General features: G+C 47.2%; 11 protein-coding genes and 1 tRNA gene. 2 read left to right on the top strand and 10 right to left on the bottom strand.

The window, feature by feature from the left end; translation table 11 throughout:
* Window positions 1–186: 186 nt before the first annotated feature.
* From ACLTD4_RS00920 to ACLTD4_RS00945, 6 genes are all read right to left on the bottom strand, one after another.
* The gene (locus tag ACLTD4_RS00920) at window positions 187–1,377 is read right to left on the bottom strand and encodes an iron-containing alcohol dehydrogenase (protein WP_055654058.1); all 1,191 of its coding nucleotides are present in this window, start codon (window positions 1,375–1,377) and stop codon (window positions 187–189) included.
* Window positions 1,378–1,492: 115 nt separating this feature from the next.
* Window positions 1,493–2,413, bottom strand: coding sequence for a LysR family transcriptional regulator (locus ACLTD4_RS00925; protein WP_412331076.1), 921 nt, complete (start codon window positions 2,411–2,413; stop codon window positions 1,493–1,495).
* Window positions 2,410–3,084 carry a redox-sensing transcriptional repressor Rex gene (locus tag ACLTD4_RS00930; RefSeq protein ID WP_117621348.1) on the bottom strand — a complete coding sequence of 225 codons (675 nt, stop codon included), beginning with the start codon at window positions 3,082–3,084 and terminating at the stop codon, window positions 2,410–2,412. Before ACLTD4_RS00930 ends, ACLTD4_RS00925 begins: the two co-directional genes overlap by 4 nt.
* A gap of 38 nt (window positions 3,085–3,122) precedes the next feature.
* Window positions 3,123–4,832, bottom strand: coding sequence for an ABC-ATPase domain-containing protein (locus ACLTD4_RS00935; protein ID WP_117621349.1), 1,710 nt, complete (start codon window positions 4,830–4,832; stop codon window positions 3,123–3,125).
* The gene (gene queA / locus ACLTD4_RS00940; RefSeq protein ID WP_117621350.1) at window positions 4,829–5,962 is read right to left on the bottom strand and encodes a tRNA preQ1(34) S-adenosylmethionine ribosyltransferase-isomerase QueA; all 1,134 of its coding nucleotides are present in this window, start codon (window positions 5,960–5,962) and stop codon (window positions 4,829–4,831) included. The genes ACLTD4_RS00935 and queA overlap by 4 nt, the downstream gene beginning before the upstream one ends.
* A 94-nt stretch (window positions 5,963–6,056) precedes the next feature.
* Window positions 6,057–6,821, bottom strand: coding sequence for a hypothetical protein (locus ACLTD4_RS00945; protein WP_081034187.1), 765 nt, complete (start codon window positions 6,819–6,821; stop codon window positions 6,057–6,059).
* A gap of 115 nt (window positions 6,822–6,936) precedes the next feature.
* Between ACLTD4_RS00945 and ACLTD4_RS00950 the strand changes: the two genes are divergently transcribed.
* A tRNA-Arg gene (locus ACLTD4_RS00950) sits at window positions 6,937–7,008 on the top strand.
* A 1,571-nt stretch (window positions 7,009–8,579) separates the two neighbouring features.
* Here the strand turns inward: ACLTD4_RS00950 and ACLTD4_RS00955 are convergent.
* The 4 genes from ACLTD4_RS00955 to ACLTD4_RS00970 form a co-directional block, all read right to left on the bottom strand.
* On the bottom strand, window positions 8,580–9,185 hold the full coding sequence (locus tag ACLTD4_RS00955; RefSeq protein ID WP_117621351.1) for a GNAT family N-acetyltransferase: 606 nt from the start codon (window positions 9,183–9,185) through the stop codon (window positions 8,580–8,582).
* A gap of 2 nt (window positions 9,186–9,187) precedes the next feature.
* Entirely contained in the window at window positions 9,188–9,388 is a 201-nt protein-coding gene (locus tag ACLTD4_RS00960; RefSeq protein ID WP_117621352.1) for a hypothetical protein, read from the bottom strand.
* Between the two features lie 237 nt (window positions 9,389–9,625).
* Window positions 9,626–11,749: a hypothetical protein gene (locus tag ACLTD4_RS00965; protein WP_117621353.1), complete on the bottom strand. Its 2,124-nt coding sequence runs from the start codon at window positions 11,747–11,749 to the stop codon at window positions 9,626–9,628.
* Window positions 11,739–14,048, bottom strand: coding sequence for an efflux RND transporter permease subunit (locus ACLTD4_RS00970; RefSeq protein WP_055654068.1), 2,310 nt, complete (start codon window positions 14,046–14,048; stop codon window positions 11,739–11,741). Before ACLTD4_RS00970 ends, ACLTD4_RS00965 begins: the two co-directional genes overlap by 11 nt.
* Before the next feature lie 222 nt (window positions 14,049–14,270).
* Here ACLTD4_RS00970 and ACLTD4_RS00975 point away from each other — a divergent pair, with 222 nt between their 5' ends.
* Window positions 14,271–15,410, top strand: coding sequence for a BtrH N-terminal domain-containing protein (locus ACLTD4_RS00975; RefSeq protein ID WP_117621354.1), 1,140 nt, complete (start codon window positions 14,271–14,273; stop codon window positions 15,408–15,410).
* The last annotated feature ends 100 nt before the right edge of the window (window positions 15,411–15,510 follow it).

Genomic DNA, 15,510 nt, shown 5'->3' on the forward strand with positions numbered 1-15,510 from the left:
GAAAAATTCTGCACGTTTAGAAGTGCTTATCCCCGAAACCGGAACTGGAAACCACCCATAAGCCAGCCGGGGCAGACCGGGAAGCAGAGATCGGCAGGGCTGTAAACTGTAACCTTTTTCACGCACCAGAGGCGCAGGACCATACGATCCTGCGCCCCCGGCACACATTGCATTGATAAATAAAGGTTAAAAATCAACTTCTTTATCATAGTAACAACAGGTTAACAGCTTCTCCATTTCGGCCGGTGTAATCGGTCTCGGATTGGACCCGGTGCATGCATCACCGACTGCCAGCTCTGCTACTGACGGTAATTTTTCATTGAATTCTGTCTCGTCTATGATTCCGCCTTCGTACTCTTTGATGCAGGTTGGAATATTCAGCTTCTCATTCATCCCGCGCAGTTCTGCGATCAGCGCATCTACAAGCTCCTCATCGGTGGAACCTTTGAGGTCAATGAAACGTGCAATCTCAGCGTAACGCTTTGCCGCTTCCGGTTCTTTCGCGTTAAACTTGATTACTTTAGGAAGATACATGGCATTGGCACATCCATGTACGATGTGGCCGCCGGAATATGCGGCGCCCGTCTTATGGGCCATGGAATGAACAATGCCCAGAAGCGCGTTGGAGAATGCCATTCCTGCCAGACACTGTGCATTATGCATGCGGTCACGGGCAGCCATGTCTCCATTATAGGAATCGATTAAGTCGTTATGTATCATCTTGATGGCATGAAGCGCCAGCGGATCGGTATAATCACAGTGGAGCGTGGACACATACGCTTCGATAGCGTGTGTCATGGCATCCATACCGGTAAACGCGGTCAGCTTGGCCGGCATCGTCTCAGCCAGATCCGGATCAACAATCGCTACGTCCGGAGTGATGTTGAAATCAGCCAGCGGATATTTGATACCCTTGTTGTAATCCGTAATTACGCTGAATGCCGTTACCTCGGTAGCAGTACCAGAGGTTGACGGAATCGCACAGAATCTTGCCTTTGTACGGAGTGTCGGGAAGTTAAACGGAATGCACAGATCTTCGAATGTGGTATCCGGATATTCATAGAATGCCCACATCGCCTTGGCCGCATCAATCGGAGAACCTCCGCCGATCGCCACGATCCAGTCCGGACCGAACTCGCGCATCATCTCAGCGCCCTTCATAACGGTATCCACGCTGGGATCCGGTTCCACACCTTCAAATAATTTCACTTCCAGGCCGGCTTCTTTTAAATAGTCGATTACTCTATCGAGAAAGCCAAAACGCTTCATAGAGCCGCCGCCTACTACCACGATTGCCTTATTTCCCTTTAAATTCTTAAGCTCTTCAAGGGCTCCTTTTCCATGATACAGATCTCTAGGTAATGTGAATCTTGCCATAGTAAAATCCTCCTCGCCATATTTTTATGCTGATCTTATTGTAGACTCAGGGAGGAAAAAATACAAATGTAAATTCCCATATATCAGTATATAAATATCGATATATAGATACTGATTAAATTTTACCCATCAGGCCTGCCTTTACCTGCTCCAGCTCTTCCAGAAACAGCCGTTCCCATTTCCCCATCTTATAACCATTTCTGTAGACGAGGACATCGCGGTACCGGTGATTTCCGTCTGCACACGGCCTCTCGGTCAGTCCGTGCTGCCTTAAGACAGGCGGCGGCATGGGGGATACCCACATATAGGTATCGCTGTTCTCATGGAGAAGCCCCATCTGGGTCCCTCTCTCGAAGATATAGATCCTGTTGGCCGGCGGGCTGTCCGCCGCCTTAAATTCCCGATGGCCGGAAGTACTGCCGTCTCCGTGTGTGATCTCGATATAGGGCAGCAGATCGCCTGGCTCTATGTGGCCGGCTAAGGCCAGGGGATGGGCCTGCGACATCAGGAGGCGTTCATCGTATTCCAGCAAAAGCTCCGTCTTCAGCCCGCATTCCGCAGCCTGCTTGGCGTAATATGCCTCTGCGGACGGCTTGTAGCGGATGATCCCCAGTTTATACTCCCCACGGTCCACATCACGCAGAGTATCGGCGGAATTCGTCTCCCGAAGCCACAGATTCATGCCTTCCTTCCGGTCAATCCGCTTCACAAACAGGGAAAATGCATAGCTGATATAGCTGGCCCGGGGCATGGACAGGGCGAACTCCACACCGCCTGCCTTCGCAGGCTTATAAAGCGCCTCCATCTCCTCTAACTGAGCCAGCACATTTCTCGCATATTCCAGAAAGATCCTGCCTCTGGCCGTAGGGACGACCCCCTTGAGCGTCCGCTTGAAAATGGGCGCTCCCAGGCTTTCCTCCAGCGTCTTTATGGCCTTGCTCAAATTCGGCTGGTCCATGTAGAGATTTCCGGCCGCCTGAGTGATGGATCCGGTCTTTTCAACCTCCACGGCATATTGCAGCAATACAGTATTCAAACACCATTCCCCCTCACTGCATCCTTATCCGTTTCGTAGAGATATTTTGACAGTGCCGCCAGAGACACGGCCATATTCTCATTCTGAACCAGTACATGATCCGGTACATTCAGATGAATCGGCGCGAAATTCCAGATGGCTCTCACACCTCCGTCCACCAGCCTGTCACACACCTCCTGCGCAGAATCCGCCGGAACTGTGATAATGCCGATATGGATATTCATTCTCCGGCAGAGATTTTCCAGTTTCTCCATGGGAAGAATCATCTTTTCCCCGACCTTCTGCTCTGCCTTTTTGGCGTCTCCGTCAAAAGCCATGACGATCTCCACGCCGTACTGCTCAAACCCGCGGTACGATAAAAGCGCCTTTCCAAGGGAACCTGCGCCCACCAGGACGGCCTGATTCGTATTATGGTACCCCAGAAATTCCTCAATGTCATCGATCAAATCCTTAACTACGTAACCCGTCTTCGGCTTCCCCGCCGAACGCGCCACCATAGCGATATCCTTTCGGACCTGAACCTCATTCAGCTGCAGATCCAGCGCAATCACCGGTGCGGAAATATTGACAAGTCCCTCGGAATCTCTGCGCTCCAGGTAATGATGATACGCAGGAAGGCGTTCCAGCGTCTTTCTGGAAATCCCCCCAACCAGATGTTTTTTTTCTTCCATGACTGACCCCTTTGCTAATCCAGCTAACCGCCTGTTCCCTAAAACATCAGACTGCGGCAGCGATTGATGCAGGCAAATATCTCCTGACGCCTCGGCATACATAAATTAACCGGCAGATATCCGTCTTCCGCCAGTGCCGCAAGGCCCTCCGCCGCAACCTTCTTTTCCAGCAGGTCCACGATCTGAATCAGATTCCGCCTGCCATCTATGAAATGCGTTCCCGCATATTTTAACAGATATCCCAGAGCCGCGATCTGCTCCGTATCCGCAATCTGTTCCACAAAACGAAGTTCCACCACATCCCGGTCAAACTGCAAGCTGTCACGGCCCAGAACCTTCATTTTAAACCGTTCGTCCCTGCCTCCGGTCTTAAACTTCTTCGGTACCCGTTCAAAGGAAACCGGAGTTAATTTAAGCGACTGGACGCCTTCTCCGAACCCGGCAGCGGCCTCCTTCGCCTCTTTGGTCACTTCCTTCGGCACATAGCAGTCCATCTGTATGACACGGTCCGCCACATGGAAATAGGCGCCCGAGCTTCCGGCTACCAGAATCGTGGAGATTCCCTGCTCGTCATAAAGCGCCCGGACCCGCTCTACAAATGGAGTGATCGGTTCCTGCTCCCGGTGCACCACCATCTGCATCAGCTCGTCACGTATCATGAAATTGGTCGCACTGGTATCCTCGTCCACCAGAAATGTCTTTGCTCCGCTCTCCATCGCTTCCACCACACCGGCCGCCTGCGACGTACTTCCGCTGGCGTCCTCGGTGCAGAACCTTTTCGTATCCCTCCGATCCGGAAGATTCTTTATGAACAGGGAGATATCCACGTTCTTGACGCTCCGTCCATCCTCTGCGCGCAGTTTCACCGCCGACGCTTCCGTGACGACATACTCCCTGCCATCTCCGGCGATATGATTGTACACGCCCGACTCGAGGGCTGAGAGAAGCGTGGATTTGCCGTGGTAGCCTCCGCCCACGATCAGAGTTACACCCCTGGGGATGCCCATCCCCTTAATCGCCCCTGCATGAGGAAGCTTCATCACTACTTCCATCGAAGATGGGGACGTAAATGGAACCGCCTTCGCCATCGGCCGGTCCGATACCCCGGATTCCCTAGGCAAAATAGATCCGTTCGCCACAAACGCGGTGAGTCCCATGGCAGAAAGCAGCCGTCTCGCTTCCTCCTGGTCCTCCGCCAGTTCAGAGACTTTTTTCACCTTCTCCTTCTCTGCAGCCGGATAGGTTTTATAAAAACACGTGCCCGCCACGCACTCCGGCAGAAATTCAAACAGAATCTTAATCAGTTCCCCGGAATTGATCGTCCTTCCGTTTGCCGGAAATCCGACTTCCATTCGGATCAAAATGCCTCCATCCTCCGGTTCTGCCACACACGCGGTTCTCTCCAGAATCTCCTGGCCGCACCGGCTGACTGCGATCAGCCCGCTCTTTCCCGAACCTCTCGCCTTAAAATTGTACCGTTCCACCTTGGCGGCGAATTTACGAAGCAGCAGGTCCTGCAGCGCCACCCTTTTATGACTCAGGTGATAGGACTCTGCCGGAAAACAGGCTTTCTTTCCCTCCACCCGGATGCTGACCCTGGACGGCGACGCAAACGGGTCGCCCTGCACATGGTCGATGCTTAAGGTAAAGTCCGGAAACTGGTAAACACCCTTTGCTCCCTTGTAGGCGGGATATCCCTTCCGGTCAACGGAGCGGAGAAATTGTCTCAAATCTTCTGCTGATTTCATTTTTCCGTCCTTTCCCCAGTCTCGTTACCGACCTGATCTCCATCACCGGCCTGATCTCCATCACCGTTCTGCTCTCCAACATCGGGAACCGCTCCCTCGTGAAGATCGGTGATAAACATGGCATCTCCAAAACTAAAGAAACGATAGCGCTCTCTGATGGCTTCCTCATATGCGTTCAACACGTGCTCTCTGCCTGCCAGAGCCGAAACCAGCATGACGAGTGTGGATTCCGGAAGATGGAAATTGGTTATCAGGCAGTCCAGCGTCTTAAAGCGGTATCCCGGATAGATAAAGATCTCCGTCCATCCGCTCCCCGCCTTCAGCACGCCGTCGTCCGTGGAAGCAGACTCGACAGTACGGCAGCTGGTGGTTCCTACGCAGACAATCCGCCCTCCGTTCTTCTTCGTATCGTTTACCTTCTTCGCTTCCGCCTCGTCCACAATATAGAATTCGGAATGCATGTGGTGCTCCTCGATCTCATCCACTTTGACCGGCCGGAATGTGCCGAGCCCTACATGAAGCGTTACATGGGCGATCGCGACTCCCATAGCCTCGATCTCCGCCAGCAGGTCCTTTGTGAAGTGGAGTCCCGCCGTAGGGGCTGCTGCCGATCCTTCATGCTTTGCGTAAACGGTCTGATAGCGGGTCTGGTCCTTAAGCTGGTGAGTGATATACGGCGGAAGCGGCATCTGGCCCAGCCTGTCGAGAATCTCCTCGAAAATCCCCTCGTAGGAAAACTGTATCAGCCGGTTTCCTTCCTCTACAATATCCACCACCGTGCCCGTCAGCAGCCCGTCGCCAAAGGTAATCACCGTGCCGATCTTCGCCTTTTTTCCAGGCTTCACCAGCGTCTCCCAGATGTCATTCTCCCGTCTTTTTAAGAGCAGGATCTCGATCTTCGCCTCGGTTCCTTCCTTCACGCCGAACAGTCTGGCCGGGATGACTTTCGTGTCGTTGATGACAAGGCAGTCTCCCTTCCTCAAATAAGAGAGGATATCGCGGAACGTCCGGTGTTCGATTTCTCCCGTCTTTTTATCGAGAACCAGAAGCCGGGAAGACGAACGGTCCTCCAGCGGGTCCTGCGCAATCAGCTCCTGCGGCAGTTCAAAATCAAAATCTTTTACATTCATGTCTCTTCTCCTTAATCTCAAAATGCTTCCCTGCACGGTGCCACGCAGAGAAGCATCTGTTGTTATGTATGTTTTGTCATTCGTTTCCGGACGTTTAGTCTCCGTTTACCGTCACTTCATTTCCGGAAGCTTCTACTTCGTCTCCGCTCATCAGTGCCTGATAGACAGCCAGAAGGTTGGAATCCGTTTCCAGTGCGGTGCGCAGGCCGACATTGACTTCTTCCGCCATACTCTGCACGGCCTCCGACTCGTTTACTTTGGCCATGTACGCCCCTTCCTCCGGAGTGACTTCCGCCATCATATGCCAGCTTCCGTCCGCTCCCCGCTTCACAAAGCAGGAAAACAGGCTCGGTGCCATGGTATCAGACTGACGGAACTTGATCTGAAACCTGGTATAGACCACCAGGGTATTTTCCTCAGGGCCGTTCACGCTGTAGCAGGCAATATCGTTATAACTCTGATAGTATTTTACTTCTTCCTCCATACGAAGGCCTTCTTCTCTCAGTTCCTCCGGTGAAGCGCTGTCTCCGTATACCTCTGCAAGACCATTGATATCGCAGGTCCTTCTCGCCTTAAAATAAGCCTCCATCAGGCTGCGGATCTCTTCCCCTGCCTCTTCCAGATGATATGCGGTGTCCTCTGTGTCCCCTGTCTTCTCTTCTTCTGTCGCTTCCGCCGTTCCGATTTCGATCTGTGAAACAGCTTCCGTCGATTCTCCCTCTTCCCCCTGCGGCCTGTCCGCCACAACGATCACAATAATCAGGATAATCACAACAAGCGGAATCACCATAAACTTTAAATATCGGATGGTTTCTTCATCTGCAAGACGTTTTTTTAAGTTTTCTAACAAGTCCTTCATACGGGCCTTAACCTCCTGGAGATTCAATCTCCGTTTTATTCTAACAAACTATGATATAAAAATCAATAAAAATAGTCTTGCAATTCATAAGAAAATATAGTAGAATATGAAAGATGCATCTGTAGCTCAGTGGATAGAGCAGTGGCCTCCGGAGCTGCGTGCGTAGGTTCGATTCCTATCAGGTGCACTAAATTATTATTTTTCGAAAAATGTCTGAAACCCCTGTAAATGCAGTGGTTTTCGGACATTTTTTTTTTGGGGGGGCGGTATTTCCCAGAATCTACTGTTTTTACTGGTACATTCTAGTCTATTCTGTTTTTCTGATTGTTTGAGTGTCAATGTTTGTCAAACTCTCGGCATCAAATCTATTGCTTCATTCATCTGTCCATCGACCACATGTATATACATTTTATATGTTGTATTAATATCTGTGTAGCCTAATAATTTACTAACAACACTTCCATAAAATAAATTTTAAAGTAGTAGATAAGGCTGTCGCATTGATAACAATTAAACAGAATAATGCGAAAAGCTTTGGACTATGATAGATTTGGATACATATAAATATGTTACCTTTATTTATAAACGCTGTAGGGTAAATTGCAGTTTTTAGGACTAGAAAACTGAAATTGTAAATGATCTTTGTTTTCATTGAGGAGATAGGCGCCACATGGAATATAGGGTATATAAATTTTGTAAAAAGGATAAGAATACTAGAAGAAAACATTTTAAGACTTTTTTAGGACTCAAGGTGTAGATTTTCTAATATCATATATTTTTATCATCTAGCAAACAGATTTTTTCACTGACGAATGGGGCTGTATTGTTTTTTTATGGTACACATTTTCTATACTGATATCATGGTGTATGCATATAAATCAATTTGAATACAATAAGGGAATCAAAAGAGCGAAACACTTTTCCAAAAATCAGCCAAATATACCTGTAGAAAAAGGCAACATATTTAGTTCAGAAATAGGCGGCTGGAATTTCATGACCGCTCAATTTTTATGTGCCTGGTTGTTGAGACTGCCGCTCGCTATTTTTGCAATTACAAGTCAGTACGATTCCTTTACAAATTATATAGTTAAATATAAATACTTTTGTGTGGGAATTTTTGCAGATACTTATGTTCTTGTCTTTTTACCATTTACTATAAGGGATTTATGTATGACTTAAAATTGATTTCTGGTTGGAAGGATAAAGTTAATCTTTTTTACATACTTCTGACGGAACAAAAGGAAGAAATCTTGTAATTCATGTACTTTCGTTAATTATAATAATATGTGCATTATTATACTACTTCTTTAATGAATTTTCTGGCCTATTTGATATAAAGGCCAGAAGAATAATTGGTTTTATTTATATACCATATATGATAGATGCATTGAATATATTTAAAGAATTAAAAGGCAAGATGAAAAAACAAGTATGATCTTTTTTACAATTTCAGATTACGGGGTTGATCAATTTCAGTTAGTTCGGCTGATTAAACACACCTTGTTGACAAAATGCAAACATAGATCTGGGAATTTATCCTGGTTCTGTGTCTATGATAAAGCGTTACAATCTCTTTTCTTTCCTTTGAATTTTCTATTGCGATTTCTGATTGTAACACCATTATAGGAACTTGCTTCATATGCACCTGATTGATAGAGGTGTAGGTTCCTAAATGGAACAACAGCCAACGACTATTGATTTTAGTCATCAGCTGTTGTTCTTCGTATTCCCTTTTGGTATACTTAATACATATTTTGATTAATTAGAACTTGCAATCTTCGCTAAATAATCATCAATATACAACCTTATACTTATTGGTTTATCATCAGCATTTGATTCTCCTTGAATCTGATTGATAACAAAACCTAATTTGCCTGAATAAAAATCCAATCGGTGCTTGTAGCAGTCGGCTGTAATAAAAGCCAATCCACTTGACTCACGTATTTTCATCGCATTATAAATTGCATATTGTATTAAAAGTGAAGCGTATCCTTGATGTTGATATTCGGAAGATATTGCTAATCTGGCAATTTTCAAAGCCGGTATCGTGGTATAAGTAAAACCATAGCTTTCTTTTTCATCAAGTTCTAAAGGGATACAATCGTTACATAAAGAAATAAAACCTATAAGAATATCTTTAGTTTCAGATAATAGCAAATGGGTCGTATTTAAATTTTTTGATTGTTCAATTAATGCTTCATTTTTCAAAAAAGCTTCTATATCTTTATTATGTGATTTAATTCGTTTTCGGTCTTTTTTATTAAAACCTAAACTCGATAAAAAGTCATTACTTTCTTGACATGTAAAAGAATCGAGAAGTGTAGAATAGTCCTCATTTAACTTATCGAAACAAGTTTTAATCATAATTACTTCTTCTCAAAAAGTTCCAAAATTTTCTTCGCACCTAATTTAGCCGCTTCATTAGGCTTTTGTTCCATTTGTTTTAAAATGGATTTTGCTTGTTCCCCTCTAATAATAGGAGTAGCTGCAATTTGTGTTGCCATATGTATTCTCCTTTGTACGTCTTTCTCGTTTGTTGTTTTAATTTCTACACTTCTCTTTTTCATTATAGCATCTCCATTTTTTGTTTGCAACATTATACAACAATGAACTTGCAAAATATGTAGAAACATAATCTTTAATAGAATAAATATATCGGGAAAAAATATGTATAAAAACTAAAAAACGACTTAATTTAGTTATTAAAGCATTATTATCAACAAATAATTATAATACAAATGTAAACACCTTAGCACCTCACCGCCTAATATAGTATACCTTAACAAAATGCTAAACCCATTAGCTTAAAGAAAAAATCCCGTTACCGTATCCCATATTTTTACAAACACATTTACAATTCTCTGCCACAGCCCGACATTCTGCGGAACCGGTTCGATATCAACCGCGTTTGTATTCACATCTTCTTCGCTGATCTCCTCTGTGCGCAGAATAATCTGAATGCTGGCCGGAGACGGATTCTTATCCGAGGTAAAGGAAATCATCGATTGAGACGGGTCAATTTCCAGCAGATTCGTGTCATCCTCGATCTTATCCAGTTCATCCTTTACACTGGCTCTCAAGTCCTCGTTGGCATCCTTTAATTTGTCGCTGGTACCCTTGGTATCCGCAGCCTTTTCCAGAATATCAATCAGGCCGTCAAGTGTCTGCTTTGTACCGTTTTCCACCGCGCTCCGGTTGACTTTTGCTGTATTCTGCACACTTCTTAAAAGCGCGATCACCTGGCTCGTGCCGGAACTCATCTGATCGAGGGAGGCGGCCATGTCATCAAGCATCAGGTCAAAACCGGCTTTATCTTCATTGACGGTCCTGTTTAAATCATTGACATCGCCGATCAAGGTCTCGATCCGGCCCATGATGGAGCTGATCTCCCCGGCCGCGTCCTGGCTGCTCTCAAGGCCGTCATCCAGGCGGATTCCAGACAGTGTGCGCTCCAGATCGCTCACCATGCCCTGAAGACCGTTAACCACAGGGAGAAGCGCCTTGGCCGCTGCCGCCAGCTTCGAAAGGCTGGCCGCGTCTCCCAGGCCGTTTCCGTTAATCGCATCCAGCTGGCTGCGCAGGCGGTCCACGGCATCGGAGCCGACAACGGACTCCATGTCATCCAGAATTCCGTACGTCTCCTCCAGCAAATCGCTCAGCGTCTCCTGCTGCTCCGCCAGATCTTCCTCATCCAGTTCTGCAGGGATGCCTCCGGCTGTCTGTATGATATTCTGAAGCACTTCATTGATTTGTTCCAGCTGATCGTCTACAATCTGCAGATGATCCAGAATCTCGTCCCTGTTGGAATTATTCAAATCATCCCGCAAATCCCCCAGAGAGTCCTCCAGATCACTGAGCTTTCCTGCCAGATCAAAGAAGTCATTGCCGGAGCTTCTCAGAGTTTTCACGATGGCGTTGATTCTCGTGTTGATTTCATCCAGGGACTGCTTATTCGTATTGATATCCGGAGCCAGCTGGCTGATTTTTTCATTGACAGCTTCCAGACTGTCCAGGCTGTTATCCGCGTTGGCTATGATTTCGTCCTTCGACGCGTCCAGCCCCGCTCTCGCCTTCTGCAAATCCTCCAGCCCCGCCTGTGCCACATTCATGCCGCCGCTGATCCGGTCCAGGGTATCCAGAATTTCATTCATACCATCCAGCAGCTTATCCGTGGAATCCCCTACCGTGTCCTTTACCTCTTTGATATCGGTAATCTCGCTCATCTGGTCCAGCGTTCCGGGAATCATCATCATGATCAGGCCCATGGACTCGAAATTCGTCGTGCTGATCCCGATGTGAAAGGTCTTCTCTTCCCCTGGGACAGCGGCAAAAATCACAACCTTATACGTACCTAATGCCTGTGTCTGAGAGCCTGGCGCCTCCACAGCGTTTACATCTTCCATATTAACCATGGTCGCCACCTGAAGAAGCATGTTGTTGCGGTAGTACTCCTTTGCATTCTCATTGGGAATGCAGTGTACATCCATTTCCACCAGTCCATTGGCATGGACCAGGTCCTTTGCTTCCTTTGGAATACCATTTAGTTTATAGGACACGTCAAAATTCCATGGGAGAATCACCTCGTCGTTGTTCAGCTGGCACTCGTAGTAAAACCGTTCCTTTGAGTCCTCCGGCAGCTGCCAGGTGACTCCGTCCCCGCTGATCACCGGTTCCGCGTAATTGGACATATTCGTTACATCTGTATAATTTCCATAATCCGTAAATGTTCGAAGGCCGTTTAAGGAAACTCCCTTCACTACGCTGCTGTCCACCTGATTTCCGTAATAATCCAGGTTCACATACAGCGCCTCATCCGTGGCAACCGCGGGCGGTCCCGCAAGAGCGCTGCCCGCCATGGACATACCGAGCATCGAGCTGATCAATGCGGCGGCGGTAATTTTATATCTGATTTTTCTTCTATTTCTCATTTTCCTTCACCTCATCCTCAATATTCTTTGACGGCTGCTCCGTTTCCATTTTCTTATCCTGCTTCACCGGTCCCATCTGCTCCGCTTCCATTTTTTTCTCTGGCTGCCCCTGCATCATCTGCACCGTTTTTTGCTTCATCTGTTCCTTTAATTCCCGTTTCTTCTGCTTCATCGCCTGGCGAGTTTCCTCTATCTTAATTTTCTTAGCTTCTTCCTTCATCAGCAGCGGATCCGCTAAGGTAAGGAGCACGGGCAGCAGAAACAGTACCATTAGGACGCTGATCAATGCCCCGCGTCCGATCAGATGACCCAGACCGCCAATAGCAGCCACCGAGGAGACGAAATACAGGCCGTACCCCGCAATCGTCAGAATCGTCCCCGATGTCAGTATGGAAAGGGCACTTCGCGATACTGTATGCTTGATCGCCCGCGCCTTTTCGGGATACGTTCTTCTCGCATCCATATAATTATTCGTCATCAGAATCGAGTAATCCACCGTAGCCCCCAGCTGCAGACAGCTGACGATAATATATCCCATATACAACATACTTTCTCCTGTAAAATACGGAACCGCCATGTTGAAGAAGACTGCCACCTCGATAGGAATCAGGACGACAATCGGGATTATCAGCGATTTAAATGATATCAGAACCACCAGCCCCACGCCGAGGATTGACAACAGGTTGACGAAATTGTAGTCCGCCGTAATAATTGATTTGATATCCTGCGTGGAAGGGATCACTCCCGTTATATAGGAGTCCTCCGGATAATAGCTCCGTACAATGGACGTGATCTCATTGGCACACTGGAAAGCAAAATCGCTCTCATCCGAGGTCTTTACATAGATCATAATTCGGCTGTAGTTATCTGTGTGCAGCAGGCTCGTTGCGCTCTTTGGAATAATTTTTTCCGGTATTCCCTCCGGAATGGTGCCCGCCAGGGAAGTCACCGATTTTACGTAATACAGATCGTCCAGCGCATCCGTCAAATCCTTCTCTTTCACCATGCTGGTGTTCGGCACCACGGCCAGAATCAGATTGCTCTTGCCGAAGCGCCCGTTGATCTGCTGCTCGTCCTCATACACCTTCGTTCCGGGGCTGGACCCGAGAGCGCTGTTTCCAAACGTAAATGAATTCATATTCTGGGCTGTAAATGCAGGAACCACAAATAGAAGTACAACGCCCAGAACCACATACCGCACTCTGTAGACCACCTGTCCCAGACCATGGAAGGAAGGCATAAAGGACTTATGCTCCGTCCGTTTAATCCGGTCTCCCCAGCGAAGCAGGAGCGACGGCATCAGAAACAGCACGGTAATCAGACTGACCACAATTCCCTTCGCCAGAACGAAGCCCAAGTCTTTACCGATACTGAAACGCATCAGCATCAGTACGACGAACCCGATAATGGTGGTGGCGCCGCTTGCAAGAATAGAGGGCAGTGACTTATGTATTGCGTTGGTAATGGCGGTAACGGGATCATTTCCTTTGGCCCGCTCCTTCGTAAACATATCGAGCAGGAACACCGAGTAATCCATGGCAACGGCCAGCTGCAGAATCGAGGCCACGCTGAAGGTCAGAAATGATATGGTCCCCAGAATCAGATTCGTTCCCATATTGATAATAATGGCAATTCCCATGACCATCAAAAACATGACCGGCTCAAACCACGAAGTGGTCGTGAGGCATAAAATAACCGCGATCATCACCACACCGAGAGCCATGGCAATGCTGATTTCCCGCATCAGCGTCTCATTTAAAGACTTATTCTGTACTGCGGAGCCCATGAAATAGCCCTTATCTCCTGTGAGGGTCTGCATCTCATTGATGGCAGATTTCGTCAAACTGCTGGAATCGCCTTCCTCAAAAATGATATCCATCACCGCATAGCCGTCTTTATAGTAATCCTGGATATCGTCGTAGTTAATAAAGATATTGGCGTTGTACACATCTGTCGTCGTATCCGCCCACATAACCATGTCCACGCCGTCAATCTCCGCAATCCGGTCCTTATAGGCCTTGGCTTCATACAGCGTCACCGGCCCCACCATCACCCGGGCGGTTCCCGGATAGCCGAACTCCTCTTCCATCCGGTTTAAGCCTTCCTTGGCAGGCGCCCAGTCAGGCAGGTATTCGCTCAAATCATAATTCACATGCACAAAACAGGCAGATATCACCGAAAGAATCACCGCAATGGCAAAAATTTTCTCGATCCATCTGCCTTTCTGTACAATTACATCAACCATACTAAAACGCTTTTTCTGTTTTTTCTCTCTTATTTTTCTCGTCTTCACAGCCATCACCCTTTTCAAATCTTTACGATCTTAACAATAATACCATTTTGCCTTTTTGTAATTATACAATTTATTTAAGTTGGATGGTTTTTAGACAAAAACAGAAATATGTCTAAAAATAGATAAACCGGTCGTACAAATGCTCAAAAGCCTCTTGACTCTATCACAATGTCATGGTTTAAGATCAGGATAACAAGATAAACAGAATCACGAAAAGCGAGGTGTACTATGAAACAAATCATTGAACTGAAACACCACTCCCACGACTATGAGTGCATGTGGAATGGAATCGAAGATCTCTATATGAACGAAACAGGAGAATCTCTCCCGGATGGATTTTTCTTTCTGCTCTCCGGCTTTGGCTCCTTCTGCTACCGAAAAACAGACAAATCAGACTTGAAACGCATGGTAGCCCTCGGCGACGGCCGGACAAAACACATGTATGCATTTCTGGCACCGATCGCAGGGTTTACCTACGCACACCATTCCTACAGCACCTTTGAACGGGCGCTGAAAAAGGCGAAAGAGGAAATCGACGCAGGCCATCCCGTCGTATTGGGGGCTCTCGATATGTACTATCTCTCCTATTATCCAAAGCTTTACCATAAGGAGCATATTCCCTTTCATTACGTACTGATGACAGGATACGACGACGATCAGCGCCACATCTGCCTCTATGACTGCGGCCGGACGCAGCTTCTCACCCTGGGATACGACGAACTGAAAAACAGTATGAACTGCAGTTATCCAGGATTAAGCAGTGAAAATACGATCTGTACGGTCAGAATGACGGAAAAAAGGAGCAGGAACCAGATTGCCTCCGAAGCTCTGGCGCTTCAAAAGGAGCATTTTCTGAATCCGCCCGCTTCCTTCCTGGGATACAAAGGTCTTGAAAAGATGATCCGCGAGCTTCCCGACTGGAAAAAACAGCTGACAAAAGAAGAGTATGACAAAATTCTGCTGAATATGGTCACATTTTTTGGTACCGTTCCCACAGTTCCCAATGCGCTGAAGGGAATCGCGGAGCCGGATGAAATACATTACCGGGGAACATTCGACAAAATGGCCCAAATGCTTGTCGAAATCGGAACGGATTGGTCGGAGGAAAGCGGTATGGTGCAGTCGGAAGAAGGTGGTATGGTACGGCAGGAGGAAGGCGGTATGGTACGGCAGGAGGAAGGCGGTATGGTGCGGCAGGCTGGCTGGATTGAAGCAGCGGATTGTTTCCACAGATGTGCCGATTATATTGAGGAGATATCCACCATCATCATCCGTTATCTGAGTGGAAACGGTGATGAAACGGACCATTTTCCGTCCCTTTTCACCTCTCTGCTGGAACAGTTAAAGAAGGGTTACTCGCTGCTTTAAACCGGCTTTTGCCATGTCCTGCTCCTGATTAAATCCTAATTTCTTTTCATATCTGTATAGAAAAACGCCCGAACAAACTTACCGTTCGGGCGTTACAAAT

Source organism: Hungatella sp., assembly GCF_046966825.1.